The organism is Ensifer sp. R1-3 (assembly GCF_056739175.1).
The window spans coordinates 703,673-717,516 of record NZ_CP096515.1; the positions used below are offsets into that span (position 1 = coordinate 703,673).

General features: G+C 62.4%; 13 protein-coding genes. 8 read left to right on the forward strand and 5 right to left on the reverse strand.

Features of this window, described 5'->3' with window-relative positions; all coding sequences use genetic code 11:
- Window positions 1-72: 72 nt before the first annotated feature.
- Window positions 73-1,101 carry a zinc-binding dehydrogenase gene (locus M1D43_RS03425; RefSeq protein ID WP_028011932.1) on the forward strand — a complete coding sequence of 343 codons (1,029 nt, stop codon included), beginning with the start codon at window positions 73-75 and terminating at the stop codon, window positions 1,099-1,101.
- An 11-nt stretch (window positions 1,102-1,112) separates the two neighbouring features.
- Window positions 1,113-2,036 (forward strand): lipid A biosynthesis lauroyl acyltransferase, encoded by a 924-nt coding sequence (locus M1D43_RS03430; protein WP_153313390.1) that lies wholly within the window; start codon window positions 1,113-1,115, stop codon window positions 2,034-2,036.
- Window positions 2,037-2,272: 236 nt separating this feature from the next.
- Here the strand turns inward: M1D43_RS03430 and M1D43_RS03435 are convergent, their stop codons facing one another.
- The 4 genes from M1D43_RS03435 to M1D43_RS03450 all read right to left on the reverse strand — a co-directional run bounded on the left by M1D43_RS03435 (window position 2,273) and on the right by M1D43_RS03450 (window position 5,579).
- Window positions 2,273-2,626 carry a VOC family protein gene (locus tag M1D43_RS03435; protein WP_003530777.1) on the reverse strand — a complete coding sequence of 118 codons (354 nt, stop codon included), beginning with the start codon at window positions 2,624-2,626 and terminating at the stop codon, window positions 2,273-2,275.
- Window positions 2,610-3,053 carry an SRPBCC family protein gene (locus M1D43_RS03440; RefSeq protein ID WP_028011934.1) on the reverse strand — a complete coding sequence of 148 codons (444 nt, stop codon included), beginning with the start codon at window positions 3,051-3,053 and terminating at the stop codon, window positions 2,610-2,612. Before M1D43_RS03440 ends, M1D43_RS03435 begins: the two co-directional genes overlap by 17 nt.
- A 132-nt stretch (window positions 3,054-3,185) precedes the next feature.
- A complete protein-coding gene (locus M1D43_RS03445) occupies window positions 3,186-4,079 on the reverse strand; it encodes a helix-turn-helix domain-containing protein (protein WP_153313361.1) in 894 nt (297 codons plus the stop codon).
- Between the two features lie 81 nt (window positions 4,080-4,160).
- A complete protein-coding gene (locus M1D43_RS03450; RefSeq protein ID WP_153313360.1) occupies window positions 4,161-5,579 on the reverse strand; it encodes an alanine/glycine:cation symporter family protein in 1,419 nt (472 codons plus the stop codon).
- 435 nt (window positions 5,580-6,014) lie between these two features.
- Here M1D43_RS03450 and gnd point away from each other — a divergent pair, with 435 nt between their 5' ends.
- Both gnd and M1D43_RS03460 read left to right on the forward strand, forming a co-directional pair.
- On the forward strand, window positions 6,015-7,445 hold the full coding sequence (gnd, locus tag M1D43_RS03455; RefSeq protein ID WP_010969572.1) for an NADP-dependent phosphogluconate dehydrogenase: 1,431 nt from the start codon (window positions 6,015-6,017) through the stop codon (window positions 7,443-7,445).
- 106 nt (window positions 7,446-7,551) lie between these two features.
- Window positions 7,552-7,818, forward strand: a complete 267-nt coding sequence (locus M1D43_RS03460; protein ID WP_028011938.1) for a hypothetical protein — start codon at window positions 7,552-7,554, stop codon at window positions 7,816-7,818.
- A 106-nt stretch (window positions 7,819-7,924) separates the two neighbouring features.
- On the opposite strand, the gene M1D43_RS03465 is transcribed toward M1D43_RS03460, so the two are convergent.
- Complete coding sequence (locus tag M1D43_RS03465; protein ID WP_003536828.1) at window positions 7,925-8,986, reverse strand: LacI family transcriptional regulator; 1,062 nt, start codon at window positions 8,984-8,986, stop codon at window positions 7,925-7,927.
- Window positions 8,987-9,470: 484 nt separating this feature from the next.
- Here M1D43_RS03465 and M1D43_RS03470 point away from each other — a divergent pair, with 484 nt between their 5' ends.
- From M1D43_RS03470 to M1D43_RS03485, 4 genes are all read left to right on the forward strand, one after another.
- A complete protein-coding gene (locus M1D43_RS03470) occupies window positions 9,471-10,706 on the forward strand; it encodes an ABC transporter substrate-binding protein (protein WP_003536827.1) in 1,236 nt (411 codons plus the stop codon).
- A 192-nt stretch (window positions 10,707-10,898) separates the two neighbouring features.
- Window positions 10,899-11,807 (forward strand): carbohydrate ABC transporter permease, encoded by a 909-nt coding sequence (locus tag M1D43_RS03475; RefSeq protein ID WP_015007683.1) that lies wholly within the window; start codon window positions 10,899-10,901, stop codon window positions 11,805-11,807.
- The gene (locus M1D43_RS03480) at window positions 11,800-12,741 is read left to right on the forward strand and encodes a carbohydrate ABC transporter permease (RefSeq protein WP_003536825.1); all 942 of its coding nucleotides are present in this window, start codon (window positions 11,800-11,802) and stop codon (window positions 12,739-12,741) included. Before M1D43_RS03475 ends, M1D43_RS03480 begins: the two co-directional genes overlap by 8 nt.
- A 6-nt stretch (window positions 12,742-12,747) precedes the next feature.
- Window positions 12,748-13,833 (forward strand): ABC transporter ATP-binding protein, encoded by a 1,086-nt coding sequence (locus M1D43_RS03485; RefSeq protein WP_003536815.1) that lies wholly within the window; start codon window positions 12,748-12,750, stop codon window positions 13,831-13,833.
- Window positions 13,834-13,844: the final 11 nt, after the last annotated feature.

Consider the following 13,844-nt stretch of genomic DNA (forward strand, 5'->3'; position numbering starts at 1 on the left):
CGGCAGGCCAGAGGGGGTCTATCCCTTCCGCGCAACTCTCGCGCGACAACGACATATGCAAAGGAAAAGACCATGCGCGCCCTGCAACTGCTCGATGACCGCAAGCTTGAAATCACCGATCTGCCGGAGCCGGAGGCGCCCGGTCCTGGCGAGGTGACGCTGCGGGTCAAGGCGGTCGCGCTCAATCATATCGACGTCTGGGGCTGGCGCGGCATGGCTTTCGCCAAGCGCAAGATGCCGCTCGTCATCGGCGCGGAAGCCTCCGGCGTCGTGGAGAGCATCGGCCCGGGCGTCGCCAATGTGCTCCCCGGCCAGCTCGTCTCGATCTACGGTGCGCGTACCTGCGGCCTCTGCCGCCCGTGCCGCGAGGGGCGCGACAATCTCTGCGAACATGTCGGGGGCGTCCATGGCTTCCATCTGGACGGCTTCGCGCAGGAGAAGGTCAACCTTCCGGCGCGCCTGTTGGTGCCTGCACCCCCCGGCGTCGACGAAATCGGCGCGGCGCTGGCGCCGGTCACCTTCGGTACCGTCGAGCACATGCTGTTCGACAACGCCAAGCTCGAACCCGGCGAGACGATCCTCGTCCATGCCGGCGGATCCGGTATCGGCACGGCCGCGATCCAGCTCGCCAAGAAGATCGGCTGCACGGTCATCACCACAGTCGGATCGGACGACAAGATCGACAGGGCGAAGGCGCTCGGTGCCGACCACGTCATCAACTACCGGACCGATCGTTTCGAAGGCGTGGTGCGGAAGCTGACGAAGAAGAAGGGCGTAGATGTCGTCTTCGAACATGTCGGCAAGGATACCTGGGCGGGCTCGATGCTGTCGATGAAGCGTGGTGGACGCCTCGTCACCTGCGGCTCGACTTCCGGTGTCTCGACCGACATGAATCTGATGATGCTGTTCCAGCAGCAGCTGAAACTGCTCGGCTCCTTCGGCTGCCGAATGGAGAACATGGCGAACGCCATGCAGAAGATGGGGCGCGGGCTCGTTCACCCGGTGATCGACACCGAGGTGGGGCTCAACGATATCGACCGCGCGCTGGAGCGTATGGAGTCGCGCCAGATCTTCGGCAAGATCGTGTTGCGGATGGATTGATCTTCGTGCGGATGCTGATCACACGGCTGGTGCTTGCTGCGGATCGCTTCCGTCAATGGTCGATCGCGCAGTTCGTCCTGCTGCTTCTCACGATACTCAAGCTTTTCCCCGCGGACATGGCCATCAACTTCATGGATCGCGTTGCCCGCCGGATCGGGCCGAAGACTGGTCGCCACAAGCTGACGCTGATCAATCTGCGCAATGCCTTTCCCGAGAAGAGCGATGCCGAGATCGAGGCGATCGCGCTCGAGAGCTGGGGCAATATGGGGCGGCTCGCCGCCGAATACGTGTTCCTCGATCAGCTCTTCGACTTCGATCCGGCGCGCGCGGAACCGGGCAGGGTGGAGGTTTCGGGCATCCCGCTCTTCCTGGAACTGCGGGACAATCCGCGGCCCTTCATCGTCTTCACGGCCCATAGCGGCAATTTCGAGATGCTGCCGGTTGCCGGCTCGGCCTTCGGCCTCGACGTGACGGTGCTCTTCCGGCCGCCGAACAATCCCTATCTCGCCGACCGGGTATTCGAATTCCGCAAGGAGCGCATGGGCAACCTCGTGCCGTCGCATGCCGGCTCCTCTTTCGCCCTTGCCAGGCAGCTCGAACGCGGCGGCGGCGTCGGGGTGCTCGTCGACCAGAAGTTCCGTAAGGGCCTGAAGACGAAATTCTTCGGGCAGGACGTGCAGACGAATCCGCTGCTTGCCAAGCTCGTCCGCCAGTTCAATTGCGAGGTCTATCCGGCCCGTTGCATTCGCCTGCCCGGCAACCGCTTCCGGCTGGAGCTCGAGCCGGCGGTCGAGATCCCCCGCAGGGCCGACGGCAGCGTCGATGTCACGGCAACGGCGCAGATGCTGAACGACAAGGTCGAGAGCTGGGTTCGCGAATATCCGGGCCAGTGGCTCTGGTATCATGACCGCTGGCACATCAAGCGGTCTCTTTGAGCCGGTCTCCTGACGCACATCTTTTCCCCTCGTAAACCGCCGTCTCCTTAAATCGGTGCCGATTCAGGGATTGTCTGGAGTGCGCCGGGCATGCGCGAAGGGAATCGTGACAGCGTCCGCCGAAAGGAGGAAACGAGATGTCACAGGAGTGGCCCATGTTCATCCTGCAGTGCATCGTCGTCTTTGGGCTCGTCGGCGCGCTGTTCATCCGCTTCGGCGAATGAACAGGCGTACGGCTACTGCGCGGACCACACCGCCAGCTCATAGCCATCGGGGTCGGCAAAATGGAACCGCCGACCGCCCGGGAAGGTGAAGATAGGCTTGACGATCTTGCCGCCTGCGGCTTCGACCCGCCGCTGAGCGTCCTCGATCTGGTCGGCATAGATGATGACGAGCGGACCGCCGCTGCGGACCGGGCCGAGTGTCGTGAAACCGCCGGTCAATCGCCCATCGCCGAACTCGCAATATTCCGGGCCGTAATCCGTGAAGGTCCAGCCGAAAGCGCTCCCGTAGAAGGCCTTGCTTGCGGCGATATCCGTCACGTTGAATTCGACATAGTCGATACGTTTGTCGTTACCTTTGCTGGCCATTATCTTTGCCGCTTTCCTGATTGTGGTTACCGGTTTCCAGAATGGATTTGAGCGCGGCAAGGTCCTTTTCGACCCAGGCCGCGTCCTCGGCGAATTGCGCATCGGTCATGCCGGGCTGCCTGAGCAGGGTGAACATGACTTCCGCACCGTCGCCGTTCGGCACGACGCGAAGCGCATTGTGGACGCGCGCGCCGTTATCGAGTGTCACCAGGTGATCCACCACACCGAATTCGTTATCGGCAACGAAGCGGACGCGGGCATTTCCGAGGGGGCCGGGTGCGATCCACTCGTCGCCGTCGCGCGTGAGCCCGGAGGAGAGACCGGTCGCCCAGAGCGGCATCTTCCCGTGGTCGGCCATGAAGGCATAGACCTCGCGCCAGTCGCGCTCGATCGAGGTGTGAATGATCCGGGCCGTCATCGTCGCCATGCGTTCCTCCGTCGAGGGGATTTATAGCATTGCGCCAGGCAATGGTCTTGAACGAAACGGCCAATCTTGCCGCGTAGGCTCGAAACCGATTAACGGTGCCGGTCGCCTATGGACGTGACAAAGTCTTTTGAATCAGGTGGTTGTGCGGAAATTCTCAACCCGGCCAATGCCGAAGCGCGCGGCCAACTGCCGCTGGATTTCGCGCGGCGTGAAGGATGTGAGCCCTCTTGCCTCCCGGGCAAGATGGGCCTGATCGGCATAGCCGGCATCGACAGCGAGATTTGCCAGCGTGTCCCCGGGCCGCGAGCGGCAGGCGGCCAGGAAGCGCTGCAGGCGAAGAATGCGGCCGAGGGTCTTTGCGCCGTAGCCCAGATGCTCGTGGCAGTGACGGCGAAGTGTCCGCTCGCTGGTGCCGATCTCATGGACGAGGGTCCGGATAGGATCGTCCACGGTCGACCGGCCGACCTGGAGATGTGCGACGCAAGCCGCAATGTCCGGCGGCGGCGGCGGCTCGGCGGCGGATAGACGTCCAAGCAGGGCCGCGGCAAGAACACCGAGCCGCTCCGGCGTGCTCGCTGCATCCCGCATCCGCGCCTCGATCTCGTTCGCAGCCGGTCCCCAGACCAGATGGAGCGGCACCGTTTGGCCGGTCATTTCACGGAGCGGCGTCCGCAACCACGACGCCGCCGCGCCGATCCGGAATCGAGCGCCGATGATGGTTTCGCCGGCAGGAAGCTCGGGAAAGGCGGCAATCCTGTCGGGACCGACGATGGCGAGCCCCTTCGACGACCAGATGATGTCGCTGCAACCGTCGGGTACGACGGCGATGGTCGAGGGGGCGCCGTCGGGCATGCGATGCAGCCAGAGGCATTTGAAGTGGGAGGCGAGCGCCGCTGGGGGCGACTGCTCACGATAGATTCCGCTCGTCTGCGCGAGTGCGGGAGGGCCGAGCCTCTGCCTGGCCTCCTGCTGGAGCCGTTCGGGGGCGCCGGGGTCTTTGTCATATGCGGGGCAGGACGTTCCCATTGCCCTCTTTTGCGCCGGCGAACCTGCGCGGTCAATGCCCGATCGCCGAGGCAAGGAGTGCCTCGGCGATCCCAGCTGGCCCTAATCGCGCGACCAGATCTCGCCGTCGATCTTTCCCTGCAGCTCCGGATAGTCGGCCGCGTGGAAAACCGGGACGGCGCCCGCTTTACGCTGCTCGAAATAATCTTTCGTCAGCTTTGCGATGGTCCCCGAAAGGAGCAGGATCGCGACGAGATTGATCGTCGCCATCAGACCCATGGAGGCGTCGGCCGCGTCGAAAACGGTGGCAATGCTTTCGTAGGCTCCCCAGACGACCATCGCCAGCGTGGCGCAACGCATGATCATAAGCCCGAGTCGGTTGCCCCCGCCGAGATAGGTCAGCGCGTTTTCGGCGTATGAATAGTTGCCGATGATCGAGGTGAAGGCGAAGAAGAAGATCGCGATGGCGATGAAATAGGTGCCGGCCGAGCCGATATGGGTGCTCATCGCCGCCTGCGTGAGCTGTGTTCCTGTGATGCCGGAGCCGGGTTCCAGCGTACCCGAAAGCAGGATCATCACCGATGTCGCGGTGCAGATCAGTATCGTGTCGATGAAGACGCCCAGGGACTGCACGAAGCCCTGCGACGAGGGATGGTGCGGTACAGGCGTCGCCACGGCTGCGATATTCGGGGCCGAGCCCATGCCTGCCTCGTTCGAGAAGAGGCCGCGTTTGACGCCGTTGAGCATCGCCGCAGCAATCCCGCCGGTGATGCCGCCGGCCGCTTCCTGAAAGCCGAAGGCGCTCGAGATGATCGTCCAGAGTACGCCCGGCACCGCCGAGGCATTTGCGATCAGCACGTAGACGGCCGTGAGCAGATAGGCCGCGGCCATGAAGGGAACGACAATCTCGGCGACGCGGGCAATCTGGCGGATGCCGCCGAAGATCACCACGCCGGAGAGGAGGGCAACGGCCACGCCGACTGCGAATTTGGGCACGCCGAAGGCGCCCTGGACCGCATCGGCGATCGAGTTTGCCTGAACGGCGTTGAACACCAGACCGAAGGAGAGGATGAGGCAGGCCGAGAAGATCGTGGCCGCCCAGGGCGCATTGAGGCCGCGAGCGATATAGAAAGCCGGCCCGCCGCGGTATTGCCCGTCCTCGTTGCGAATCTTGTATAGCTGAGCCAGCGCGCTCTCGGCATAGGCGGTCGCCATGCCGACGAACGCCACGATCCACATCCAGAAGGTCGCGCCGGGTCCGCCGAGATAAAGAGCGACCGCCACGCCGGCGAGGTTACCGGTTCCGACACGTGAGGCGAGGCTGACCATAAGCGCCTGGAAGGGGCTGATCCCGGCCGCATCCTTGCTGCCGCCGCGGCTTAAGACCCGGAACATTTCGGAGAAATGAACGATTTGGGGAAAGCCGAGCCGGACCGTGAAATAAAGGCCGACCGCAAGCAGACCATAGATGAGCACATAGCCCCAGAAGATCGTGTTCAGAAAGCCGATGATCGTATCCATACGGTCCTCGCTCCTATTGCATTGGAGGTTGCGCGCCGGCCCCTCGTTCCCGTCGCGCGGGGGACTCGGACGTATTGTGCGGCATTAGGGCGCAAACTCGACTCAGATCAAGGCTCTGCGGGGCTGGATCGGGCAGAACACGGGGCATGAGGCGATATATCCCGTGGATTCGCTTCGGACGCATTCAGAAGGAGGGCGTAGAGGGTGCCTTCCGGCGCGTGTTCAAGGCGTCGAGCAGGGGTCGGAAAAGGTTTGATTTTGTCAGGAACGGCTTGTCGTAAATCGATTTGAATGCCAAAACAGCCTCCGCCGCCGCGTGCCGTCCGGTCCCTGATTTCCTTGGGGGGCGGCAGACACGCGCAGATCAATTCGAAGGGCCGGCACGCGCGCGATTGCGCCCCGTTGCCGGCTCTCCTGTCCAATGGAGGCAATCACGTGTCACAGGCGGAAATCGGCCTAATCGGTCTCGGAGTCATGGGCTCGAACCTGGCGCTCAACATCGCTGAGAAAGGCAACAGGATCGCCGTTTTCAACCGCACGGTCGACGCGACACGCAAATTCTACGCTGAGGCCGGCGCACTCAAGGACCAGATCGTCCCCTGCGAAACGATCGAAGAATTCGTCGCCGCCATCCGCCCGCCGCGTCCGATCATCATCATGATCAAGGCCGGCGATCCGGTCGACCAGCAGATGGAGGCCCTGAAGCCCCATCTCGCCAAGGGCGACATCATGATCGATGCGGGTAATGCCAATTTCCGCGACACGATGCGCCGTTTCGATGCGCTGAAGGACTCGGGTCTCACCTTCATCGGCATGGGCGTCTCCGGTGGCGAGGAAGGCGCGCGCCACGGGCCCTCGATCATGGTCGGCGGCACGGAAGAATCCTATCGGCGCGTCGAGAAGGTTCTGACCTCGATCGCTGCGAAATATGATAGCGACCCTTGCGTCGCATGGCTCGGCGAGAACGGGGCGGGGCACTTCGTCAAGACGATCCACAACGGCATCGAATATGCCGATATGCAGATGATCGCCGAGATATACGGGATCCTGCGTGACGGATTGAAGATGACGGCACAGGAGATCGGCGAGGTCTTCGGCGCCTGGAACAAGGGCCGGCTCAACTCCTACCTGATCGAAATCACCGAGAAGGTCTTGAAGGCCGCCGATCCGCTGACCGGCAAGCCCATCGTCGATATGATCCTCGACAAGGCCGGTCAGAAGGGCACCGGCAAATGGTCGGTGATCGAGGCGCAGAACATGGGCGTGCCTGCGACCGCAATCGAAGCGGCGGTCGCAGCGCGCAGCATCTCCTCGGCGAAGGAAGAGCGGGAAGCCGCCGAAAAGGTTCTCGGTCTGCCGCCGGTCGGCGAAATCAAGGTGGCCGACAGGGACGGCTTCATCAAGGACCTGGAAAACGCGCTGCTCGCCGCCAAGATCGGCGCCTATGCGCAAGGCTTCGCAGTGATGGCGGCGGCGTCGAAGGAGTTCGGCTGGAACCTGCCGATGCCGACGATCGCAAAGATCTGGCGCGCCGGCTGCATTATCCGCTCGCAGTTCCTCGACGAGATCACCACCGCCTTTACCAAGGCACCGGATGCCGCGAACCTGATCGTCACCCCCGCCTTCGCTGCCATGGTCAAGGAGAGCGACGGCGCGTTGCGACGGGTGGTTTCGACGGCCGTCCTCGGCGGTCTGCCGGTGCCTGCGCTGGCCTCGGCGCTCGGCTATTTCGACAGCTACCGCCGCGGCCGCGGCACGGCCAACGTCATCCAGGCGCAGCGCGACTTCTTCGGCGCCCACGGTTTCGACCGTGTCGATGGCGCAGACAGCCATCACGGTCCGTGGGGCAGCGGGCTGAACGCTTGAGCCCGCATGAGTTTAGAGCGGGCGGCTGGGCCGCCCCTCTAACCACACGTCCAGGCAAGCCCTGGCGTTTAAGGTCTCAATAAGGGAGCCATTCGAGAAGGCAGGCATGAAATTCACAGTGATCGAAGGGGGAAAGGCGGCGGAGGTCACGGCCGCCGGATCGGCAACCATCCGCGACGAGGCGGAGAGGCGCATAAAGGCGGCGGGCTATGAGCAGTGGCGGGTGCGGAGCCTGGCAACCGGCGCGCCTATCCCAGGGCCTGTCCAGTACCTGAAGATGCAGATCGATTTCGTCGCCGGAAAGCTCGAGCAGCTCAATCCCATCCCAAGCGATTTTACCGACGACAAGTACTGGCCTGCCGCTGGGATTTGAGCCCTGCTGCATCGGCGCGGAAGAGTCTTTTCAGCCCAAGGACTTGGACTGGCTGGATTCCTGTGACAGCACAGGAATGAGGGGCGCTGGTAACAGGCGGGCAGGCCTACGATACCGCCGACCTCGCCATCGGCGGCTGGAATTCCGGTTGGCTGAGGCTCTGAAGCGTCTCCGGCGGGCGGCCTTCGATATGGCCGATCACAGCCTTTGCGAGCTCGCGCCCGGCAATGCGGATGTCCTCATACATCGTCATTACTTCCGGACGCAGCCAGCGCAGGAAGTCGCTCGGCACTTTCGACACCATTTCGGCGTCCTCGCCGACCTTCTTGCCTGCCGCTTCGATCCCTGCGATCAACGCGATCGCGCCGGAGCCGCTGCCGGAAACCACACCGTCGGGGGCATCGGGGGAACGCATCAGCTTCTCGAATGCATCACGGATGGCCACCAGGCTGTGGTCGATGTTGACCTGGTGAAAGCTTACGGCTTCCGCGCCGAAGTCCCTCACGCCCCTCTCGAAACCGGTGCGCATGTGCGAATGGAAGGTCAGGTTCGGCGGCGGCTCGAGGAGCACCAGCCGCCGCCTGCCGCGGTCGACGAGCTTTCGGACCGCCTCGTAGGCGAAGCGCTCGTTGTCGAAGTCGTGATAGGGATGGATCAGCCCCATCTCGGTGCGTCCATGGGTGGCGAAGGGCAGGTGGCGCTCGGTTAGTAGCGTTACCCGCGGATCGTTGGGTTCGGTTCGGGAGATGATCACCCCGTCCGCCGCGCCGGTATCGAGAATGTAGCGGATCGGGCCGAGCGGATCCTTGGCCGAACTGTAAGGCGTCACGACCAGGTGGTATTGCGTGCCGGCGAGAATTTCGGTGATGCCGATGACCATGGGGCTGGTGATGCCCATGATCTCTTCCTCCAGAGTCAGCACGAGACTGATGACATTGGTCTTGCCCGTCCTGAGGCGAACACCCGCGCGGTTGGGCTGATAACCGATCTGTTTTGCTACAAGACGGACGCGCTCCTTGGTTTCCGCACCGATGTCCGGAGCATCCTTCAGGGCGCGCGAGACGGTGGTGACACCGAGCCCGGTCATGAAGGCGATCGTCTTAAGGGTCGGTCTGCCGCCTTCGACCGGCGCCGCCGTCGTCGCTCTGTTCTTCGTCTTGCCATCCATGCCCGTCACGCCAATCCGCTCTCCTGAACCACGGCCCCCCGTCGCACTCGTTCAACCGCCGGCCGCGTCGCCCCGCCTTATATACGAAATACGGCTGCCGGCCACATTCATCGACGCCGATGTTCAGCCGGAAATCTGTAACGATACAGTAGCAATGTCGAGCATTTTCGTTGCTGCAATGCGAAGGGCGCAACCCGCAGGTTGAGTTCCGCCACGGAGAGCGCCGATGTCGCATATGGGAAGACATTAAAGGCTCCTCCGAGACGAAAAGTATGGGAAGACCCAGCGTTACTAACAGCTTACCTCGAAAAACACGTTGAGAGCCTTGCCTCTGACCAGACGCTTCGTCGATACCTTTCTCACAGGAATGTGCTATCAAAAATTGTATTTTCACATTTATCGTGAATTGGCCGTTGTAGGTGTTGCGCGGGGAAATTCTTTGATCTAAGTTTTTACGGCAACGTTACAGTGAGGGAGGACACTCATGAATTTACGTTTTCTAGCTGCCGCTTTGGGCGCAACCGCTGCCTTGCCCTTCGGCGCTGCCAGCGCGACCGATCTCGAGGTCACGCATTGGTGGACTTCGGGTGGAGAGGCGGCCGCGGTTGCCGAGCTTGCGAAGGCTTTCGACGCAACCGGAAACAAGTGGGTCGACGGCGCGATCGCCGGCTCCGGGGGTACGGCGCGCCCGATCATGATCAGCCGCATAACCGGCGGTGACCCGATGGCCGCCACCCAGTTCAACCATGGCCGTCAGGCGGAAGAGCTGGTGCAGGCGGGATTGATGCGCGATCTCACCGATATCGCCACCAAGGAAAATTGGAAGGAAATCGTGAAGCCGTCGAGCCTGCTCGACTCCTGCACGATCGAAGGCAAGATCTATTGCGCGCCGGTCAATATCCACTCCTGGCAGTGGCTCTGGCTTTCGAACGCCGCCTTCAAACAGGCGGGCGTCGAAGTTCCGAAGAACTGGGACGAGTTCGTCGCAGCCGCACCGGCGCTCGAGAAGGCCGGGATCGTTCCGCTCGCCGTCGGCGGTCAGCCGTGGCAGGCGAACGGCGCCTTCGACGTGCTGATGGTCGCGATCGCCGGCAAGGAGAACTTCGAGAAGGTCTTCGCCCAGAAGGATGAGGAAGTGGCGGCCGGGCCTGAAATCGCCAAAGTCTTCAAGGCTGCAGACGATGCCCGCCGCATGTCGAAGGGCACCAACGTCCAGGATTGGAACCAGGCGACCAACATGGTCATCACCGGCAAGGCCGGCGGACAGATCATGGGGGACTGGGCCCAGGGCGAGTTCCAGCTTGCGGGTCAGAAAGCCGGCGTGGACTACACCTGCCTTCCGGGTCTCGGCGTCAACGAGGTGATCTCGACCGGCGGCGACGCGTTCTACTTCCCGCTTCTGGAGGATGAGGAAAAGTCGAAGGCGCAGGAAGTGCTGGCGTCGACCCTGCTCAAGCCGGAAACGCAGGTGGCCTTCAATCTGAAGAAGGGCTCTCTGCCGGTGCGCGGGGACGTCGATCTCGCGGCCGCGAACGACTGCATGAAGAAGGGCCTCGATATCCTCGCCAAGGGCAATGTGATCCAGGGCACGGACCAGCTTCTGTCGGCCGACAGCCAGAAGCAGAAAGAGGACCTCTTCTCCGAGTTCTTCGCGAACCACTCCATGACGCCGGAAGATGCGCAGAAGCGTTTCGCCGACATCATCGCCGCTGCGGATTGAGAGCGGCGCTCCAAGCCCCGCACTTTGACGGGGCTGATCTTCCCTCGCCGAGAGCACGGTGAAATCGTGCCGCCTGCGCTGATTTTTGTCGGCGCAGGCGTGGCGGGCGAGGGCGGCAAATGGGCGTGAGCCGCCGGCGCATTCCGCGGTGCCCATCACAAGAAAACCTTTTGCAGATCCGGAGGAGGAAACATGACAGGTCTAACACGTGGCTCGGCGCGGCCGAACCAGTGGCTGCGAAACCTGAATGCGAAGATCGCCTCTATCCCGATGATACTCACGGCCATGGTCATCTTCGTGGGCGGCACGGCCTGGACGGTCGTCTACTCCTTTACCAATTCCAAGCTCCTGCCGCGGCTCGCCTTCGTCGGCTTCGACCAGTATGAGCGGCTGTGGGCCGCGCCTCGCTGGCTGGTCTCGATCCAGAATCTGGCGGTCTTCGGTTGCCTCTCGCTGGTTTTCAGCCTGGTGATCGGCTTCGTCCTCGCCGCCCTGATGGATCAGAAGATCCGTTTCGAGAACACGTTCCGGACGATCATGCTCTATCCGTTCGCCCTGTCGTTCATCGTCACCGGTCTCGTCTGGCAATGGCTGCTCAATCCGCAATACGGAATCCAGTCGATCGTCAGGTCTTTTGGATGGACGAGCTTCTCCTTCGACCCGCTCTACAATTCGAACATCGTCATATACGGCATTCTCATCGCCGCGCTGTGGCAGGGAACGGGCCTCGTCATGTGCCTGATGCTGGCCGGGTTGCGAGGGATCGACGAGGACATCTGGAAAGCGGCCCGGGTCGACGGCATCCCGATGTGGAAGACCTATGTGCTGATCATCATCCCGATGATGCGCGGCGTCTTCATCACCACTCTGGTGATCATCGCGAGCGGCATCGTCAAGGTCTACGACCTCGTCGTGGCGCAGACGAGCGGCGGCCCGGGCATCGCCTCCGAAGTGCCCGCCAAATACGTCTACGACTACATGTTCCAGGCCCAGAACCTGGGCCAGGGCTTTGCCGCCTCCACCATGATGCTCGTGACCGTCGCGATCATCATCGTGCCGTGGGCATATCTGGAGTTCGGAGGAGGGCGCAAGCGTGGATAACATCGCCAATCACAGCATGGCCGCGGCTTACGAGACTGCCCCCGGCGGTCCCATGGCCGGGCCTCGCGGCAGAAAGCCGCGCCGGACGCTCTCCCGCCGCAATATCATCGTCTACGGCACTTTGATCGTCGTGGCGCTCTACTATCTTCTGCCGCTTTACGTGATGATCGTCACATCGCTCAAGGGCATGCCCGAGATCCGCGTCGGCAACATCTTCGCTCCGCCGCTCGAGATCACTTTCGAGCCCTGGGTGAAAGCCTGGGCGGAGGCCTGCACCGGTCTCAATTGCGATGGGCTTTCCCGCGGCTTCTGGAATTCGGTGCGCATCACCGTGCCGTCCGTGATCATCTCGATCGCAATCGCTTCCGTGAACGGTTACGCGCTCGCCAACTGGCGCTTCAAGGGCGCCGATCTGTTCTTCACCATCCTCATCGTCGGCGCCTTCATCCCTTACCAGGTGATGATCTATCCGATCGTGATCGTGCTCAGAGAAATGGGCGTCTACGGGACGCTGACCGGCCTGATCATCGTGCACACGATATTCGGCATGCCGATCCTGACGCTGCTGTTCCGCAACTATTTCGCCGGGCTGCCGGAGGAGCTCTTCAAGGCCGCACGCGTCGACGGCGCAGGGTTCTGGACGATCTATTTCAAGATCATGCTGCCGATGTCACTGCCGATCTTCGTGGTTGCGATGATCCTCCAGGTGACCGGGATCTGGAACGACTTCCTTTTCGGCGTGGTCTTCACCCGGCCGGAATACTACCCGATGACGGTCCAGCTCAACAACATCGTCAATTCGGTTCAGGGCGTGAAGGAATACAACGTCAACATGGCGGCCACGATCCTGACCGGCCTCGTGCCGTTGACGGTCTACTTCGTCTCCGGCCGCCTGTTCGTCCGCGGCATCGCAGCCGGCGCAGTGAAAGGATAAGCAAGCATGACAAGCGTATCTGTCAGGGACCTGTCGTTGAACTTCGGCGCCGTCACCGTGCTCGACAGGCTCAATCTCGACATCGATCACGGGGAGTTCCTCGTCCTGCTCGGCTCTTCCGGGTGCGGCAAGTCCACGCTGCTCAATTGCATTGCCGGGCTGCTCGACGTTTCCGACGGGCAGATCTTCATCAAGGACCGCAACGTCACCTGGGAGGAGCCGAAGGACCGCGGCATCGGCATGGTGTTTCAGTCCTATGCGCTCTATCCGCAGATGACCGTTGAGAAGAATCTCTCCTTCGGCTTGAAAGTCGCCAAGATCCCGCCGGCCGAAATCGAAAAGCGCGTGAAGCGGGCCTCGGAGATCCTGCAGATCCAGCCGCTGCTCAAGCGCAAACCTTCGGAGCTCTCCGGCGGTCAGCGGCAGCGCGTGGCGATCGGCCGGGCGCTGGTGCGCGATGTCGACGTCTTCCTGTTCGACGAGCCGCTGTCGAACCTCGACGCCAAACTGCGCTCCGAACTGCGCGTGGAGATCAAGCGCCTGCACCAGTCGCTGAAGAATACGATGATCTACGTCACCCATGACCAGATCGAAGCGCTGACGCTGGCCGACCGGATCGCCGTCATGAAAAGCGGCGTGATCCAACAACTCGCCGATCCGATGACGATCTATAACGCCCCGGAGAACCTCTTCGTCGCCGGCTTCATCGGCTCGCCGTCGATGAATTTCTTCCGCGGCGAGGTGGAGGCGAAGGATGGACGCAGTTTCGTTCGGGCCGGCGGCATCGCCTTCGACGTGACCGCCTATCCGGCGCATACCAGGCTGCAGCCGGGCCAGAAAGTCGTTCTCGGCCTGCGGCCGGAGCACGTGAAGGTCGACGAGGCGAGGGACGGCGAGCCAACGCATCAGGCGGTCGTCGACATCGAGGAACCGATGGGGGCGGACAACCTCCTATGGCTGACATTTGCCGGCCAATCGATGTCGGTGCGGATTGCCGGCCAAAGGCGCTACCCGCCGGGAAGCACGGTGCGCCTCTCCTTCGACATGGGCGTCGCGTCGATTTTCGACGCCGAGAGTGAAAACCGCCTCTGACAAGTCGCGAA